The following is a 15,627-nucleotide window of genomic DNA, read 5'->3' as shown; positions in this document are numbered from 1 at the left end:
CCCCTTTCAGAACAGCGAGTAGCGCTGGGCCAGCGGCAGCCAGGTGGCGGGCTCGCAGCGCAAGAGCTCCCCGTCCGCGCGGACCGCGTACGTCTCCGGGTCCACGGTGATGACGGGCAGCGCGTCGTTGAGGCGCATGTCCTTCTTGCCCAGCCGGCGGCAGCCCACCACCGCGGACAGCCGCTTGGTGAGCCCCAGCCCCTGCACGGTGCCTTCCTTGAGCGCGCGTCCGGACACGAAGGCGATGCTGGTGGAGCCCCGCGCCCGGCCTCGCGCGCCGAACATGGGGCGCATCATGTAGGGCTGCGGCGTGGGGATGGACGCGTTCGCGTCGCCCATCTGCCCCCACGCGATGAGGCCGCCCTTGAGCACCAGCTCCGGCCGGGCGCCGAAGAAGGCGGGCCGCCACAGCACCAGGTCCGCGAGCTTGCCCGGCTCCACGGAGCCCACCTCGTGGGACAGCCCGTGGGCGATGGCCGGGTTGATGGTGTACTTCGCCACGTAGCGGCGGATGCGCAGGTTGTCGTTGTCGCCCTGCTCGCCGGGGAGCCGCCCGCGCTGCTCGCGCATCTTGTGCGCCGTCTGCCACGTGCGGGTGATGACCTCGCCCACGCGGCCCATGGCCTGACTGTCGGAGGCCATCATGCTGATGGCGCCCAGGTCGTGGAGGATGTCCTCCGCGGCGATGGTCTCTCCGCGGATGCGGCTCTCCGCGAAGGCCACGTCCTCGGGAATCTCGCGGTCCAGGTGGTGACACACCATGAGCATGTCCAGGTGCTCGTCCAGCGTGTTCACCGTGTACGGCCGCGTGGGGTTGGTGGAGCTGGGCAGCACGTTGGGCGCGCCGCACACGCGGATGATGTCCGGCGCGTGGCCACCGCCCGCGCCCTCCGAGTGGTACGTGTGGATGGTGCGGCCCTTGAACGCGGCCAGCGAGTCATCCACGTAGCCGGACTCGTTCAGCGTGTCCGTGTGGATGGTGACCTGCACGTCCTCCGCGTCCGCCAGCGTGAGGCACGTGTCGATGGCGGCGGGCGTGGTGCCCCAGTCCTCGTGCAGCTTCAGGCCGATGGCGCCCGCGCGGACCTGATCCAACAGGCCGTCCGGCAGGGACGTGTTGCCCTTGCCCGTGAGGCCGATGTTCAGGGGAAGCGTGTCCGTGGCCTCCAGCATGCGCGCCAGGTTCCACGCGCCCGGCGTGCAGGTGGTGGCGTTGGTGCCGGTGGCGGGGCCGGTGCCGCCGCCCACCCAGGTGGTGATGCCGCTGGCGATGGCTTCATCCGCCTGCTGCGGGCTGATGAAGTGGATGTGCGTGTCCAGGCCGCCCGCGGTGAGGATGAGCCCCTCCCCGGCGATGACCTCCGTGGTGACGCCCACCACCATGCCCGGCGTGACGCCCGCCATGACGTCCGGGTTGCCCGCCTTGCCGATGGCGGAGATGCGCCCCGCCTTGATGCCCACGTCCGCCTTGAAGATGCCCGTCCAGTCCACCACGAGCGCGTTGGTGATGACGCAGTCGAGCGCGTCCGCGTCACCCGCGCCCGCGCGCTGGCCCATGCCTTCGCGCAGCACCTTGCCGCCGCCGAACTTGCACTCGTCGCCGTACACGGTGGCGTCGCGCTCCACCTGGAGCCACAGGCCGGTGTCGCCCAGCCGCACCCGGTCCCCGGTGGTGGGGCCGAACATGTCCGCGTAGTGGCGTCTGTCCATGGTGCGGCTCATGAGCGGCCCTCCCCTTCCTGCGAGTCGGGCTCATCGGCCTCGGCCTGGTGACCGAAGCCCTGCGCGCGCACGGCCGCGAGCAATTGCGCACGGCCCGCGTCGGACACCTTGCCGCTGCCCAGCGCGTTGCCGCCGCGCACCACCTGCTCGCCCGCGATGGGGACCAGCGACACGGTCTTCACCTCGCCGGGCTCGAAGCGCACCGCCGTGCCCGCGGGGATGTCCAGCCGGTGGCCGTAGGCGCGGCCCCGGTCGAACACCAGCGCGCGGTTGGTTTCCGCGAACGCGTAGTGGCTGCCCACCTGCACGGGCCGGTCGCCCCGGTGCGTGACGCGCAGGGTGATGGCCTTGCGGCCCGCGTTGAGCTCCACCGCGCCCTCCTGCGCGCGCACCTGTCCGGGTGCGCCTTCCGGCGACGCGGCGGGCACGCTGAAGCGCTCCAGCGGCGGCACCGGCAGGAAGCTGCCATAGAGGGCCAGCGACAGGTCCCCGTGCTCCGCCACCACCGGGTGGTGCACCGTCACCAGCTTGGTGCCGTCCGGGAAGGCGCCCTCCACCTGCACCTCCGCCAGCATCTCCGGCACGCCGTCCATCACCTGCGCGCGCCCCAGGAAGCGGCGCCCCAGGTCCATCAGCTCCGCCACGCTGCGGCCGTCACGGATGTACTCCAGCAACTGGGTGGCGATGAGTGCCACCGCCTCCGGGTAGTTGAGGCGCAGGCCTCGCGCCAGCCGCTTCTGGGCGACGACGCCCGCCTGGTGCAGCAGCAGCTTGTCCACGTCACGGGGGGACAGATGCATGGAGTCCGACTCCCTCGGTGCTTCGGGGTGCGGGATGCGACGGCGGGCCAGACCCTAGCGCGACGCGTCAGCGTGGGCCAGGATGGGGGGACTTCCAGTGTCGTCCTCCCCCTCCTGGAGTCCCCCCATGAAGAGCTTCAAGGCCGGCTTCCCCAAGACGCCCAAGGCCCCTCCCGCCCCGCCGAAGACGACGAACACGGTGGCGCAGAACCCGACCTTCTCGAAGCCTCCGGCGAAGGTGTCGACGCCCGCGAACACGTCCGCCGTGTCGCGGCCGGGCGCGCCGGACAAGACGCCGCAGGGGGACGGGTTCAAGCCGTCCAAGAATCCCCAGTCCTCCTCGTCCTCGTCGCGCCCGAACATCGACGCGCACTCGCTCCAGGGGCCGCAGCTCCAGTCGCCCCACCTCTCCGAGACGGAAATCGCCGACCTGGCCATGGGCCGCACGTCCGGCAAGGGCAAGGGCCCCGCGGTGCGCCCGGAGATTGCCCAGGTGGTCCAGGAGATGAAGCAGGAGGTCCCGGGCTCGGAGGTGCTGCGCTACACGGACCAGGGCGGCCACCCGATGCTGAAGAAGCCGGGCCTGCCCGCGGGCACGGACGCGGGCGTGTGCAGCGCGATGACCTCCGAGTGGATCCGCACCGGCAAGGAGGCCGGGGGTGACCCGCTGAAGGGCTCGCAGGCGTTCGGGAAGCTGACGGACAACCACTTCGGCAAGCTCATCGACAAGCAGCACGCCGAGCACCTGCAGGGCGACGCCCTCTCGAAGATGAACGGCACGGTCCTGGCCGACGCCGCCAAACTCGAGGACGACGTGAAGCAGCTCCAGGGCAAGAGCGCGCAGCGCAAGCAGATCAACGAGCTGCTCACCAACCCCCACCTGACGGAGGCGCAGCGCCAGGAATTGACGGCGCAGCGCGGTCAGCTCACCCAGGAGCTCAAGGTGGGGATGGCGAAGCTCCACCAGGACAAGGACGTCATCGCCCAGAAGCAGGAGGCCATCGGCCACCTGGTGGACGACTTCCGCACGGGCCGTGGCGGTGGCCACCCGGGCGTGAAGGTGCAGGACTTCGAGCCCATCGACGGGAGCACCTTCGCGCAGAAGCTGTTCGACGGCACGAAGGAGAACGGCCACTACCGCATCGGCCTGCGCAAGGGCGGCGAGGCCGCGGAGGGCCACGTGCTGGGCCTGCACAAGACGGACGGCCCGAACCGCCTGCTGGACGCGAACACCGCCGAGTGGAAGACGGACAACCACAAGGACGCGGTCAACCTGACGGCCGAGCACATCGACCGGCTGTACTCGAACTACAGCGCGTTCGACATCACCCGCTACTGAGTCACACCCGCCGGGCCCACGGGTCGTCCCCCAGGAGGCCCGGCAGGAACGACAGCCAGTCGCGCGTGGTGGAAAGCAGCGTCTCCAGCGACACGGCCGCCACGCGCAGGAGCAGCCCGTCCTCGCCCAGGGGGCTGGCGGAGACCACCTCCCGGGCGCGCGGCTTCACCGGCAGGCCCGCCACGCGCTCGGCGAGAAGCTGGCGCGCGGGGGCCAGCGCGGGGCCCACCAGCAGCACGGAGGCCAGCGCGTCGAAGCGGCCCAACCGCTCCGGCAGCGCGCCGTGCGCGGGGTCCAGCACCCAGCGCTCGTCCACCAGCGCGCGGGCCTCCCGCGAGACGCGCAGGCGCGAGGCGTAGTGCAGGAACGCCCAGCGCTCGCCCCGCGCGCTGCGCCCCGCCGTCACCACGTCCGCGAGCACCAGCGACGCGCCCGGCGACAGCGTCACGTCCAAGGTCTGTGAATAGCGCGCGCCGGCGAAGCAGACGGTGGGGTCCGGCACCCACGCCAGCAGCGCGTCCCGTCCCACGCGTGCCTGGAGGTCGCTGCGGCAGCCGCTGGGGGAGCGGTAGACGCGGTTGGCCCCCTGCGTGGCCAGCAGCGCGGAGGCGCCGTCCGCCACGTCCACCTCCAGCCGCAGGTGGTCCCCGTCCACCAGCCCGCCGCCGAAGGAGGAGGTATAGGCCCACGCCGCGTGGCCGTGGTTGCGCGGCGTGAGCAGCCGCAAGGGGCTGTGCGCCAGCGCGGTGCGCACCACGGTGCGGGGACCGGAGCGCTCGAACGCGAGCCGCGCGACGCCCGCGCGCTCCGGGCCGTGGAGAGCGAAAGTCACCCTTCCCTTCTAGCACGCGAGCCGCTCCGGAAGGCCGTGCACGGCGCCTGCGTAGCGTTTCGCGCTACAGCCTCCTTCCTCGCGACAGACGGAGAGGCTCGCTGGCACGCAACCTGCTCTTGGGCGGCCCGCCAATCCTGACAGCCCGTGTCAGCAATGGCGGAACCTTCTTCCCAAGGGACTGCACCATGCCCCGTCGTTCCCCCCTCGCCCCCTCCTGGCTTCGCGCCCTGACCCTCTCCTCGTTCGCCATGGGCGGCCTGCTGGTGGCCGCGCCCGCCCACGCCGCCGAATCGGATGAGGCCCCCGCCACCATCGTCGACGTGTCCATGCAGGACGGCGAGCTGACCGCGCGCATCCGCTGGTCCGCGGAGGCCAAGGCCCTGCCCGAGGAGGTGGAGGTCCTGTCCTATGACGGCACGGACAAGCCCACCGCGGGCGAGCGCCTCTCGCCGAAGGCCGGCGAGGAGACGGAAGTGAAGCTGACCGGCGCGGTGCAGGAGCCGTGGGAGACGGGCTGGGCCCAGCGGCTGGTGGTGCGCGAGGCCAACAAGGGCCAGGAGCTGGCCAGCCAGCCCTATGACGTCAGCCTGGCCTGCGAGGACGAGAAGACCTGTCAGCTGACGGCCGCCCCGGGCATCTCCGCCAGCCGCGAGGTCCTGCACGTGAGCGACGCCCTGCAGCAGACCCTCGCCACCCTGGAGAAGGAGCTGGGGGAGAAGGAGTTCGACCTGGTGCGCGAGGTGGCCCGGCGCGAGCCCGCGCTGTATGGCGAGGTCCTGAGCTACGCCCAGGGCCTGGTCCGGTACGGCCCCGCCACGGGTTGCCGGTGCTCCTGGGAGACGTCCCATGCGCGCAGCAACACCCAGGGGACGGGGCTGGGCGCGGCGCATGACCTGAACGCGCGCCCCCTGAGCGTGACCCGCCCCTCGAACGCGCGCCTGTCCACGCAGGGCAGCAGCCGGGTCACCCTGAACCTGCGCTGCCAGTCGCTGGGCTCCATCCTCCACGAGCACATCGGCATCCGGCAGCCGGGCGGTGTCGTGAAGCCCGTGCTCATGCCCCAGCCTGTCTACAGCACCTGCGCGGGGACGTGCAGCGGCCGCTTCAGCCACTTCGGCCGCATCACCGGCCGCGCGACCGCGCAGAGCACCCCGGCCTCCTCCCAGCCCACCATCCTCAACGGCACGGCCAAGGAGCAGAGCAAGTACCACCTGGGCAACAGCCTGAGCCCGCTGCTGAACCAGACCGTCTTCGCGCCCACGGACAACAGCTTCGACGTGTCCAACACCGTGAGCAACTCGATCAGCGGCTCCGGCTACGTCCAGACGTCCGGCCAGGCCTTCTACGCCTACAACGGCGACCCCCTCACCTGGCAGCCGCGCGGCCGCGCCCAGGGTGGCTACGCCATCGCCGTCCAGGGCATCGCGGTGTGCCCGGGCGGAGGCCTGAACCCCATCGGCCGCGCCTGGGACACCGCCACCACCATGGGCAACCAGTCCAGCCTGACCAACAGCATCAACGCCTTCTTCGGTCTGTAGCCCTCCGCGCTACACCCGGCCGGGTTCGCGTAACGCGAAGGGATACATCCCCGGCCCAAGCAAAGACTTCGTGAATATAGCGGAAAACCACGCTTTCCCACTGAAGTCCGCAGCAAAGACAGACATGGCGCAATCCCTGGCACGGGACCTGCTCTGAAGGCAGACCGCCCTCCGGTGCTCCACGCCGGAGGGCGGACCCCCATTCCGCGTAAGGGATTGCCCCATGCCCCATCACTCCGCGCGAGGCCTGACCGGCCTCGTTCCGTCGTGGCTTCGTTCGTTGACCGTCTCGTCCCTCGTGTTCGGGGGCCTGCTGGCCGTGCCGGCCCAGGCCGCGGAGCAGGAGGAGCACCCGCCCATCGCCACCATCCTCGACGTGGCGATGGAGGACGGGGAGCTGACCGCGCGCATCCTGTGGACGGACCGGCAGGAGGACCTGCCCGCGGGCTCGAAGCTCGTCTCCTATGACGGGAAGAACAGCGCCAACGCCGGCGTGGCGCTGACGCCGAAGGCGGGCGAGGTGTCGCAGGTGAAGGTCTTCGGCGCGCTGGACAAGCCCTGGGAGACGGGCTGGGCGCAGAAGCTGGTGCTGCAGAACGACAAGGGCGAGGAGCTGGCCACGCAGCCCTATGACGTGAACCTGGACTGCGCGGACGACAAGGAGTGCGGCCTGCGGGTGTCCGCGGGCGTCTCCTCGGATGCGAACGTGGTGCACGTGAGCAGCGAACTGGACGCCGCCGTCATCAAGCTCAACGGGATGTACGGCGAGGGCGAGTACGACCTGGTGCAGGAGGTCTCCAAGAACTTCCCGGCCCTGCGCGGCGAGGCCATGGTCTACGCGCACCAGCTCTACCCCTGGTACCCCATCTCCGGCCCCTGCTCGTGCAACTGGGAGTCCACGACGGCGCGCACCCCCACCACCACCCAGTCCATCCTCGTCTCGTACCCGGGCCGCAGCCTCTACGGCTGGAACGGGCCGGGCCCCAAGCACACGCTGAGCGCCAACGCCCTCACGACGTACCCGGTGACGCTCAACCGGACCGTCGCCGGCAGCAGCCAGCTGACGCTGCGGCTCAACTGCTCGCGCTGGGTGTACTTCTACTGGTGGAGCATCCTCGTCCACCGTCCGGGCGGGGTGTTCCCGGTGCGCTTCCCCTTCCCCGTCAAGGTGCCGTGCACCTCGCCGTGCCAGGCCCGCTTCGACCACCTGGGGCGCGTCAGCGGCCGCACGACCATCAGCGGCGTGGCCACCGCGCAGGAGCGCGGCGCCTGGCGTGTGAACGGCGGCCTGCCGCTCATCAACCAGTCCATCTCGGCGAACAACGCCTTCGACGTGACCGCGACGTCCACGACGTTCTCCACCACCAGCAGCTACAACACGGTCAACACGAGCGGCACCGTGACGGTCCCCTCCACGTCCAGCTTCGCGAGCGCCATCACCACCAACGGCTACGCGCACGCCATCCGCGGCGAGCTGTCCTGCCCCAGCATCCCGCCGGTGGGCATCGGACGCGTCTCGGATTACGGCACCACGCAGGGCAACCCCCAGCGGCTCAGCCTCCTCTTCAGCGTCCTGGACTTCCTGTACTGAGTCCCTCGCGGAGCGGGTGATGGCACGCCCGGTATGACAACACCCCGGAGGCCGGCCCCGTTTGGGCGTCCGGCGTCCGGGGTGCTTTGCGGCGTGTCCTTTCCGCGCGAGCGGAAGGGCGGCGGACTACTTGTCGGTCGCGTCCTCGACCTTGTCGCCGGCCTTCTCCACGGCGTCGCCCGTGGCGTCGGCGGCGTCCTCGGCCTTGTCCTTCGCCTTCTCGCCCGTCTCCTCCACGTCGTCCTTGGCGGCCTCGCGGGTGTTGCGGTGGCAGCCCGTGCCCACGGACAGGGCGCCCAGCGTCAAGGCCAGCAGCGTCAGCTTCTTCATGCGGTACGACTCCTTCGCTTGAGGGGGGGTGGCAGTATGCGGCCCGCCCTCCCCGGTGCGCGGCGCAAGGTAGGCACTGTGCACCAGCTGCCAAGTGCCTGCCCCCGGGATTGCCCACACCGGACGTCCGGGTCTTTCCGGGCCCTCTGAAAGAGGTCGGAGCGCGCTGGTAGGGTGCGCCTTCACGAGGGGGCCTGTCCTCGCGCCCCTTGGAGGTCCATCCATCCATGGCGTTGATGTCCTTGAGGCCCTCGAGGCCCACCCTGCTGCTCGTCCTTGCGCTGACGGCCCTCTGGGGCTGCAAGTCCGACGGCCCGAAGCCCGCCGAGCAGCACTTCTCCGACGTGCAGTTCGACCTCACCGTGCCGCCGGAGACGCCGGCCAACGCGGAGCTCTTCCTCACCGGTCCCAGCGCCACGTTCGGCGGCACGGACGGGCGGGGCCTGGAGCTCGTCTACCAGGGCGGCCGCGTGTTCAGCCTGAAGGCCCGGCTGCCCAAGGACACCGCCTTCACCTACGCGGTGAGGATGACCGCGCCCACGGCCCAGGTGGCGCTGGACGCGCAGGGAGCGCCGGAGGCCGAGCGCACCGTCACCGTCCATGAGAACGAGGAGAGTGTCGCCCTCACGGTGGAGCGCTTCGGCGCGGAGGGGGGGGAGACAGGCGCGAGGACCGTGTTCATCGTCCAGGTGCCGGACATCACCCCGCCCAACGCGGCGGTGTGGCTGTCCGGGAACCAGCCGGAACTGGGGACCTGGAATGGCGCGGAGGTGGAGCTCTACAAGGCCGTGGACAGCGCCTACGCCGGCGCCGTCACCTTCGCCGCGGGCACGGGCCTGGAGTTCAAGGTGACGCGCGGCTCATGGGACACGGTGGAGAAGAGCGACACGGGCGCGGAGGTGGCCAATCACACCTTCACCACCGGCGGCGGCTTCGAGCGCGTGCCCGTGGTGGTGAAGGGCTGGGCGGACCTCACCACGCCCCCGCCGCCCCCGCCGCTCACCGGCGACGTGCGCTACCTGCGCAACGTCGTGCCCAAGGACTCCAGCCTCAAGCCGCGCGACGTCATCATCTGGCTGCCGCCCGGCTACGAGGCGAACCCCGAGCGCCGCTACCCGGTGCTCTACATGCACGACGGCCAGAACCTGATGGACGTGAGCACCGCGTTCGCCGGGGAGTGGAAGGTGGATGAGACGGCGCAGGCCCTGGTGGAGTCCGGCCAGGTGGAGCCGCTCATCATCGTGGGCGTCTACAACACCAGCGACCGCATCGCGGAGTACACGCCGGTGCCCTTCCCGCCGGAGTACCCGGACGCGGGCCGCGCGGACGTGTACGGCCAGTTCCTCATCCAGGAGCTGAAGCCGCGCATCGACAAGGAGTTCCGCACGAAGCCGGAGGCGCAGTTCACGGGGCTCGCGGGCTCGTCGCTGGGCGGGCTGGTGTCCATGTCGCTGGGGCTCAAGCACCCGGACGTCTTCAGCCGGCTGGGCGTGGTGTCGCCGTCGGTGTGGTGGGCGGACCGGGAGATCCTCTCGGAGGTGAACGCGCTGACCGCGAAGCCCGCGCTGCGCATCTGGGAGGACATTGGCACCAACGAGGGCTCCGGCAGTCAGGCGGAGACGGTGGCGGATGCCAAGGCGCTGCGCGACGCGCTGGTGGCCAAGGGCTGGGTGCTGGACACCGACCTCAAGTACACGGTGGTGGAGGGAGGCCAGCACAACGAGGCCGCGTGGAGCGCGCGCTTCGGCGACATCCTGCGCTTCCTGTATCCACCCGTCCCCGCGCCGTGACGAAGCCGCCGCCCCCCACCACCCCGGACGGGCGCTACCTGGTGGTGGATGGGCGGCTGTGGCGCCGCTCCAACCCGGCGCTCGGGCCCCGGCAGCGGGAGCTGCTGGTGGCCGCGCTGATGCGGGCCCGCGCGGACGTGGGAAGGGCGAAGCGAGCACGGGACGTGACCGCGGAACGCCGGGCCCGTCAGCGAGTGCACCGCGCCAAGGTGGGCCTGGGCGAACGGGGCCCGCCGTGGTGGACGGACGGGACGCCGGACCTCAACCGGCGCCTCGTGCGCAACACCCCCTACGCTGACTGGTTCCAGGGCCTGCCTGGAGGCCCCGTGGACCGGGTGTGACTTGAACGCCCACCTCCGGTGTGAAACACGCCTCCTGTCTCAACCCTGCATTTCCCCCAAGACAAGGAAGTGTTTCATGCGTCACGCCTGGAATCGGCTGTGGTGGCTGGTGCCGTCGTTGCTCGTGGCGGCGTGTGGTCCGTCGCAGGAGCCGGAGGCTTCTCCGGAGGCACCGGCGGAGGTCGGTGCGAGCACGCAGCCGGTGCTCTACCCGCCGCCCGCGCCCGCGAGCGGAAACATCGTGGACAGCACGGCGTACCTGGGCCCGGTGGGGCTGAACGACGCGGTGCAGACGCGGTTCACGACGAACCCGCAGTATCTGTCCTTCAGATTCACCGTGGCGGCGGGGGCGCAGGTGGCCCTGGAGGTGACGCACCTGGGCAGCAGCATGTCCCTGGACACGGGCCTGTTCATCTATGGCCCGAAAAACGCCAATGGAAGCTACGGCACCACGGTGCTCGCGCAGGACGACGACGCGGGCTACGGCCAGCTGTCCAAGGTGACGGGCCTGACGCTGGCGCAGGGCGGCGAGTATCTGGCGGTGGTGAGCACCGGCACGGGCGCGGGCAAGCAGTTCCGTCTGGCGCTGGGCTGTCTCAACGGAGCCTGCGCGCCGGAGGACCTGTTCACCGCGTGCGACCTGGACGTGGCCACGCGCATCGAGGTCTGTGACGAGAGCGTGGTGGAGACGCAGCAGGTGACGCCGGCGCAGGCGCTGCCCCAGTGCACGGACGCACAGGACGCGCACAACGCCTGGCTGTCGCAGTGCGCGGTGCCCTCAGGCGCGAAGCCCTGGTGCGCCAACGGCGAGTCGGCCTTCACGTCGCGCATGTGGCCGGTGTGCAAGGACTTCTACCAGAAGTACTACGGCGCGGGCCCGCTGCCCCTCACGGCGCTGGAGGACAACGACGCCATCAACGAGGCCCGAGCCACGGGCCACACGTGGTGCAAGACGGGCGAGAACTATTGCGACGAGTTCCTCTGGACGTTCAACGTGCCCTCCATCGCGAATACGCAGGCCACGCAGCTGGACTGGGTGGTGGAGGGCGCATTCGCCGCGCTGCCGGAGCTGTCGTCCAACCAGCGCGTGCAGTTCACGCGCTATCCGAACCTGACGTACGCGGACTTCGCGGGCCGCATCGGGTGGGCCTTCCCGGACCTGGCGCAGGTGCTGCCCCAGGAGCTGGGCAACGGCACGGAAGTGCCGCAGGTGGCGCACTTCTACGATGACCCGCTGGTGGCCGCGGGAGCGCACGACTTCCACAACCTCTACATCGTCTACTTCCCCGTGTCGCACCGCACGGCGGTGTTCTGGCTCATCCAGCACGAGTACTGAGCCTGGGCCGGGCCGCGCGCCGCCAGCGGCAGCACGTCCTGCACCAGGTGGAGGAGCACGCGTCCGGGCTCCTCCACCATCATCATGTGGGAGGAGTGCTCGAACCAGACAAGCTGTCTGGCCGGCGCGCGCACCCGCTGGAGCCACTCAGCGGCGATCTGCGAGGGCGTCGTCGTGTCATGCCGCCCCGCGAAGAGGATGATCGGGCAGCCGAAGTCCGTGACCTGCAGGAAGTCGAACCGGGCCATGTCCGGCAGCAGGAGCGGCAAAGACAACTGGGAGCCCAGGTCCATCGCCGCCACGTCCCGAGCGGTGTAGTCAGGAGAGAGTTCAGCCAGGTTGAGGTAGTGGGAGATGCCGTCGCGGCCATGCACCAGACCGCCGAACGCGTTGGACCACTTGCGCTCGACGCCAATCTTCTGGAGGGGCAGTGACCCATCCGCTTCCGGATAGGGAGCAAGCGCCCTCAACTCCTGGAGGGCCTCCGAGTGGTGGGCCGCCTCCGCCGCGGCGAGCGTGAGGGCATAGCTGACGCGCTCGTTCTCCTGGCCGCTGATGACCTGGCCCATCCCCACATAGGCGAACAGCAGCTCCGGATGGCGGTGGGCCAGCGACAGCCCGACGAGGCTCCCCCAGGAGTGTCCCAGGACGAAGACCTTCTCCTTGCCATAGCGGCTGCGAAGGAACTGGACGACCTCGGCGGCGTCCTCGGTGATGCGGTCGAGCGACAAAGTGGGAGCAATGCGGGCAGGGTCATTCGCGTTGTACGTCTTGCCGCTGCCGCGCTGATCCCACTGCACCACGGTGAAGAAGTCCTCCCAGCCATCCTGGAAGGCCCAGCTCGTCGGAAGCTCCGGTGAGGCAGGTCCCCCATGGATCATCAGCAGCAGAGGGTTGTCCCGGTCACGTCCCCGGACGGAGATCCACTGTTCCGTCCCGCCCACCGGAATCCTGAGCAGTTCCTCCACTCCATTCCGGGTCACGATCTTCCGAGCGTCGGCGATGATGGCCCGCGCGTCCACGGCCGGAGCGGAAGCACAAGCCACGCCCAACATGAGGCCGCAGGCCACAAGGCACCGCGCGAGCACCGCAAGGCCGCGACGCGAAGAGGGCAATCCCACATGAGACGCAGCAGACAGCAGGAAACGCATCGGAGTGATGGCAAGCCTCCTGAATCGTCGCGGGAGCACCGCGTGAGCCAATCGTCTCCGTAGTCCGCCAGAGGCGCGTTAACAAACCCAGAGCGCCGAAGTGCTCCACGGCGCACGCCCCAAGCCCGCCAAGAGCTCCCAAACCGGTCCCAACCGATGGTTCCACTCGCCGAATGGGCCCGCACTCCGCGCCAAAGGAAGAGAACCCGCGTCCACAAAACCGGACCAGGCGTCGCGTCGATCCAAGGGGTGCCAAGGACAGCGATCCCGCGTCAACCAAACCAATCCAACAATCGGACCCGTTCGTCCCGCATGGGTTCTCAGGCTGCGCGAGTGCAGGAGGCACGAGGACTCCGGACCTACGTGCCTGAGTCCATCAATCGGATCCGACTGTCGGCAGGTGCATTCCATGGGCCACAGGCCACGTCGACTCAGGAGGCAGAGGGGACGGCGGCCCACGTCCATCAAACCTGTCCGACTGTCGGACAGGTTTGTGCCGCATGGCACCCGGGACCGGGCCGTCCTGGGCGGCGACGAGGGCGGTGGGTGCGCATGTCCATGTCAGACCCCTGTGGTTGGATGCGCGTGGCGTGGGTGAGGAGGAGGACGGTGATGGAGCGGGTGGGACGCGTGGCGTACGTGGAGGAGCAACTCGAGCGTTACATTTCGCTGGGGATGCTGCCGAGGGGGCAGTTCGCCTCGGAAGAGAAGCTGGCGCGTGAGTTCAACTGCTGCCGGGGCACCGTGCGCGAGGCGTTCCGGCGACTGGCGGCGCGAGGCCTGGTGGTGAAGCACCCCGGTCGCAAGACGCGCGCGGTGGCGCTGGATGAGTCGCTGACGCTGGAGAACCTGGGCCTGGCGCTGCATCACCGGCACACCGAGGAGGGCCGGCGGCTTTTTGAGGGCTTCTTCAGCCTCAAGCGGCAGGTGCTGGCGGAGCTGCTGGCCGACTGCTGCACGAAGGCCTCCGCGTCGCAGGTGGACCAGTTGGAGTCCGTCTGTTACGCGCTCTCGGACGCGGCGCGCTGGCACCCCGGAGAGCGCTGCGCGGAGCTGGAATTCGAATTGCTGCGGCTGGCGGCCCATGCGGCTGCTCGTCCCGGGCATCTGCTCCTCATCCAGTCACTGCAACGGGCCCTGCGAGGCAACACGGCCCGGCTGCTGTCCTTCATGGGCGGAGACGCCCTGCGCCAGTGGGCCACGTGCGCGATGCACGCCCTCGGCGAGCGCGATGTGCGAACGCTCCAGCACCAGTTGCCGGCGCTGATGAAGGCTTGCGATGAGGGCGTGCTGGACGCTTTTGCTCCTGCACCTCGGGAGGCTGTACTTCCTGAGGAGCCCGAAGCCACCATGCCAGCCTCCTCTCAAGATGGAACTTTGGAGGTACGCACCTGTGGAGAGGAGCGTGGCCTTGACTGCCTTGTGCCAGACACCTTGGACACCGATGACACGGCAGCGTTCAAGGAGGCCCTTCCTTTGACGTCTGACAGCGGGGCTCACAACGATGGGGACGTGACGGGTGTGGCCTCAGGTCGGCTGGGTTCGAGCGCTTCCTCTCCGGAAGGGGTTCTCCAACCTGAGCCTCCATCCACCACCGGACCGGCGGGCTGCGCGCCTTTGGCTTCTCCATGGCCCGCTCCGCCCTTTGCTCCCGAAGAGCAGGGCCCACCTTGATGGACTCGGCCTTTGCGTGAACTGGTGCGACCGGGTCAGAAGGCGTAGCGCACCCGGCAGTACGGCAGGTGCCTGGCCAGCAGGGCCTTGAACTCCGCGACGTGGCGGCCCTTGAAGCCGGTGCGGTAGCGCACGTTGACTCCTCCGCCCTGGGAAACCTTCGTCTCCTGGATTTCAGGCCGCCACAGCAACTCCTCCGCCTTCGGGTGCCAGCCCAGGTTCACCTCGTGCAGGCCCGCGTTGTGCGTGAGGAAGATGATCTCGCAGGCGAGTTGCTTCTTCGCTCGTTCGCTGATGCTGGCGTCCACCTGCTGGAACAGCTCCACGTAGCCGTCCTGCCAGCCTTCGTGGAGGATGACGGGGGAGAAGTTGAGGTGCACCTCGTAGCCGGCGGCCACGAAGTCGTCGATGGCCGCGATGCGCTCCGCGATGGGGCTGGTGCGTACGTCCAGCAGCTTCGCTGGCGCGTGCGGCATCAGGCTGAAGCGGATGCGCGTCCGGCCCTGGGGCTCGTAGGTGAGCAGTTCGCGGTTGACCAGCTTGGTGGCGAAGCTGGCCTTGGCGTTGGGCAGCGTGGTGAACAGCCGCACCAGGTCCCTCACGTTGTCACTGATGGCCGCGTCCGCCGAGCAGTCGCTGTTACACCCGATGTCGTAGACCCATGCGTGGGGATCCACGGTGTTGGGCTCCAGCTTGGGCCCTCGCTTGTGCGCGTGCTTGCGGATGGCGTCCTGGATGCGGTCGATGTTCACGAACACCGTCACCGGGTTCGCGTAGCCCTTGTTGCGCGGCACGTAGCAGTACGCGCACGCCATCACACAGCCGTTCGCGGTGGACGGCGCGATGAAGTCCGAGCTGCGGTCGTTGGCGATGAAGGACAGGGTCTTCTTCACACCCAACACCAGGGTGCTGCCCTTGATGCGGTTCCACGCCTCCACGTTGCCTTCGTTGCCGAAGAGGCCGGGGATGTGCTGGTGCGAGGCCACCTCCACCCGCTCCGCGTCCGGGTAGCGCGCCAATATCTCCCGCCCGCGCGCGTGCTCCTTCACGGCGGGCTCCAGGTAGATGCGCGACACCTTCAGCAGCCGGTCGAGCGGGCCAGGGCCCGCGGGGACGGCGGCGGGGCGCGGGGCGGGGTCCGGGAGGAAGAGGTCCAGGTTCGTCACCCGGCGGATGTAAC

General features: G+C 69.7%; 13 protein-coding genes. 7 read left to right on the top strand and 6 right to left on the bottom strand.

Going from position 1 to position 15,627, the window contains the following annotated elements; translation table 11 throughout:
• Positions 1-6 precede the first annotated feature (6 nt).
• Both ureC and ureA read right to left on the bottom strand, forming a co-directional pair.
• A complete protein-coding gene (gene ureC / locus JYK02_RS23985) occupies positions 7-1,722 on the bottom strand; it encodes an urease subunit alpha (protein WP_207054316.1) in 1,716 nt (571 codons plus the stop codon).
• A complete protein-coding gene (gene ureA, locus JYK02_RS23980) occupies positions 1,719-2,522 on the bottom strand; it encodes an urease subunit gamma (RefSeq protein WP_207054315.1) in 804 nt (267 codons plus the stop codon). The genes ureC and ureA overlap by 4 nt, the downstream gene beginning before the upstream one ends.
• Positions 2,523-2,649: 127 nt before the next feature.
• Here ureA and JYK02_RS23975 point away from each other — a divergent pair, with 127 nt between their 5' ends.
• On the top strand, positions 2,650-3,861 hold the full coding sequence (locus tag JYK02_RS23975; protein WP_207054314.1) for a hypothetical protein: 1,212 nt from the start codon (positions 2,650-2,652) through the stop codon (positions 3,859-3,861).
• Between the two features lies 1 nt (position 3,862).
• Here the strand turns inward: JYK02_RS23975 and JYK02_RS23970 are convergent, their stop codons facing one another.
• Complete coding sequence (locus tag JYK02_RS23970; protein ID WP_207054313.1) at positions 3,863-4,693, bottom strand: urease accessory protein UreD; 831 nt, start codon at positions 4,691-4,693, stop codon at positions 3,863-3,865.
• Between the two features lie 188 nt (positions 4,694-4,881).
• Here JYK02_RS23970 and JYK02_RS23965 point away from each other — a divergent pair, with 188 nt between their 5' ends.
• Both JYK02_RS23965 and JYK02_RS23960 read left to right on the top strand, forming a co-directional pair.
• A complete protein-coding gene (locus JYK02_RS23965) occupies positions 4,882-6,234 on the top strand; it encodes a hypothetical protein (protein ID WP_207054312.1) in 1,353 nt (450 codons plus the stop codon).
• 280 nt (positions 6,235-6,514) lie between these two features.
• Positions 6,515-7,825 (top strand): hypothetical protein, encoded by a 1,311-nt coding sequence (locus JYK02_RS23960; RefSeq protein ID WP_207054310.1) that lies wholly within the window; start codon positions 6,515-6,517, stop codon positions 7,823-7,825.
• A gap of 126 nt (positions 7,826-7,951) precedes the next feature.
• Here the strand turns inward: JYK02_RS23960 and JYK02_RS23955 are convergent, their stop codons facing one another.
• The gene (locus JYK02_RS23955) at positions 7,952-8,155 is read right to left on the bottom strand and encodes a YtxH domain-containing protein (RefSeq protein WP_207054308.1); all 204 of its coding nucleotides are present in this window, start codon (positions 8,153-8,155) and stop codon (positions 7,952-7,954) included.
• Between the two features lie 227 nt (positions 8,156-8,382).
• On the opposite strand from JYK02_RS23955, the gene JYK02_RS23950 reads away from it, so the two are divergent.
• The 3 genes from JYK02_RS23950 to JYK02_RS23940 all read left to right on the top strand — a co-directional run bounded on the left by JYK02_RS23950 (position 8,383) and on the right by JYK02_RS23940 (position 11,622).
• Positions 8,383-9,945, top strand: coding sequence for an alpha/beta hydrolase-fold protein (locus tag JYK02_RS23950; RefSeq protein WP_242588867.1), 1,563 nt, complete (start codon positions 8,383-8,385; stop codon positions 9,943-9,945).
• Entirely contained in the window at positions 9,942-10,286 is a 345-nt protein-coding gene (locus tag JYK02_RS23945; protein ID WP_207054306.1) for a hypothetical protein, read from the top strand. The genes JYK02_RS23950 and JYK02_RS23945 overlap by 4 nt, the downstream gene beginning before the upstream one ends.
• A gap of 76 nt (positions 10,287-10,362) precedes the next feature.
• The gene (locus JYK02_RS23940) at positions 10,363-11,622 is read left to right on the top strand and encodes a hypothetical protein (RefSeq protein WP_242588866.1); all 1,260 of its coding nucleotides are present in this window, start codon (positions 10,363-10,365) and stop codon (positions 11,620-11,622) included.
• Here JYK02_RS23940 and JYK02_RS23935 read toward each other — a convergent pair.
• Positions 11,565-12,605, bottom strand: a complete 1,041-nt coding sequence (locus JYK02_RS23935; protein WP_207054304.1) for an alpha/beta fold hydrolase — start codon at positions 12,603-12,605, stop codon at positions 11,565-11,567. The genes JYK02_RS23940 and JYK02_RS23935 overlap by 58 nt on opposite strands.
• 780 nt (positions 12,606-13,385) lie before the next feature.
• On the opposite strand from JYK02_RS23935, the gene JYK02_RS23930 reads away from it, so the two are divergent.
• Positions 13,386-14,447 (top strand): FadR/GntR family transcriptional regulator, encoded by a 1,062-nt coding sequence (locus JYK02_RS23930; RefSeq protein ID WP_207054301.1) that lies wholly within the window; start codon positions 13,386-13,388, stop codon positions 14,445-14,447.
• 35 nt (positions 14,448-14,482) lie between these two features.
• Here the strand turns inward: JYK02_RS23930 and JYK02_RS23925 are convergent, their stop codons facing one another.
• Positions 14,483-15,613 (bottom strand): spore photoproduct lyase family protein, encoded by a 1,131-nt coding sequence (locus JYK02_RS23925; RefSeq protein WP_207054299.1) that lies wholly within the window; start codon positions 15,611-15,613, stop codon positions 14,483-14,485.
• Positions 15,614-15,627: the final 14 nt, after the last annotated feature.

The organism is Corallococcus macrosporus (genome assembly GCF_017302985.1).
GTDB classification, from domain to species: Bacteria; Myxococcota; Myxococcia; order Myxococcales; family Myxococcaceae; genus Corallococcus; species Corallococcus macrosporus_A.
This window is presented reverse-complemented; position numbering and strand designations above follow the sequence as displayed.

Excerpts from the sequence above, each read along its gene's own strand:
- JYK02_RS23975 (WP_207054314.1), top strand. The coding sequence starts at position 2,650 with ATGAAGAGCTTCAAGGCCGGCTTCCCCAAGACGCCCAAGGCCCCTCCC.
- ureA (WP_207054315.1), bottom strand. The coding sequence starts at position 2,522 with ATGCATCTGTCCCCCCGTGACGTGGACAAGCTGCTGCTGCACCAGGCG.
- JYK02_RS23955 (WP_207054308.1), bottom strand. The coding sequence starts at position 8,155 with ATGAAGAAGCTGACGCTGCTGGCCTTGACGCTGGGCGCCCTGTCCGTG.
- JYK02_RS23965 (WP_207054312.1), top strand. The coding sequence starts at position 4,882 with ATGCCCCGTCGTTCCCCCCTCGCCCCCTCCTGGCTTCGCGCCCTGACC.
- JYK02_RS23930 (WP_207054301.1), top strand. The coding sequence starts at position 13,386 with ATGGAGCGGGTGGGACGCGTGGCGTACGTGGAGGAGCAACTCGAGCGT.
- ureC (WP_207054316.1), bottom strand. The coding sequence starts at position 1,722 with ATGAGCCGCACCATGGACAGACGCCACTACGCGGACATGTTCGGCCCC.
- JYK02_RS23950 (WP_242588867.1), top strand. The coding sequence starts at position 8,383 with ATGGCGTTGATGTCCTTGAGGCCCTCGAGGCCCACCCTGCTGCTCGTC.
- JYK02_RS23940 (WP_242588866.1), top strand. The coding sequence starts at position 10,363 with ATGCGTCACGCCTGGAATCGGCTGTGGTGGCTGGTGCCGTCGTTGCTC.